The sequence below is a fragment of the Vibrio sp. 1078-1 genome, assembly GCF_033340475.1.
This window is the reverse complement of the sequence record NZ_JAWOWM010000393.1, coordinates 1-678: the sequence shown is the minus strand read 5'-3', so window position 1 is coordinate 678 and position 678 is coordinate 1. Positions and strand designations below refer to the sequence as shown.

Below are 678 nucleotides of genomic sequence, written 5' to 3'. Positions count from 1 at the left end.
CTCGACAACTTCTTTGCGGATTTCACTGGTGATCTAGAAAAAGCCGAGTTAGATGAATCTGAAGGTGGTATGAAGCTAAACCACATTGTGATGACGGATATCGAGTGTCCGACATGTGGTCGCCCTATGGGTATTCGTACCGCTTCTACAGGCGTATTCTTAGGCTGTTCTGGTTACGCATTGCCACCTAAAGAACGTTGTAAGACAACCATTAACTTGGGTGACGAAGAAGGTATTATCAACGTTTTAGAAGAAGACGTTGAAACGGCTGCTCTTCGTGCGAAAAAACGTTGTCCGATCTGTGAAACTGCGATGGACGCGTACTTGATTGATGACAAGCGCAAGATGCACGTTTGTGGTAACAACCCGAACTGTGAAGGCTATGTTGTTGAGTACGGCGAATTCAAAGTGAAAGGCTACGATGGCCCTGTTGTTGAGTGTGACAAGTGTGGCTCAGACATGGTGCTTAAGAACGGCCGCTTTGGTAAATACATGGATTGTACGAGTGAAACTTGTAAGAACACCCGTAAAATCCTGAAGAACGGTGAAGTAGCGCCACCTAAAGAAGATCCTGTGCACTTCCCTGAATTGCCATGTGAAAACTCAGATGCGTACTTCGTGCTTCGTGATGGTGCTTCTGGCCTATTTATGGCGGCAAGCAACTTCCCTAAATCGCGT

The 678-nt window shown here is 46.3% G+C and carries 1 protein-coding gene; it reads left to right on the top strand.

Going from position 1 to position 678, the window contains the following annotated elements:
* A partial coding sequence (locus R7190_RS27770) for a topoisomerase DNA-binding C4 zinc finger domain-containing protein (protein ID WP_318137915.1) occupies nt 1-678 on the top strand: 678 nt, incomplete at both ends.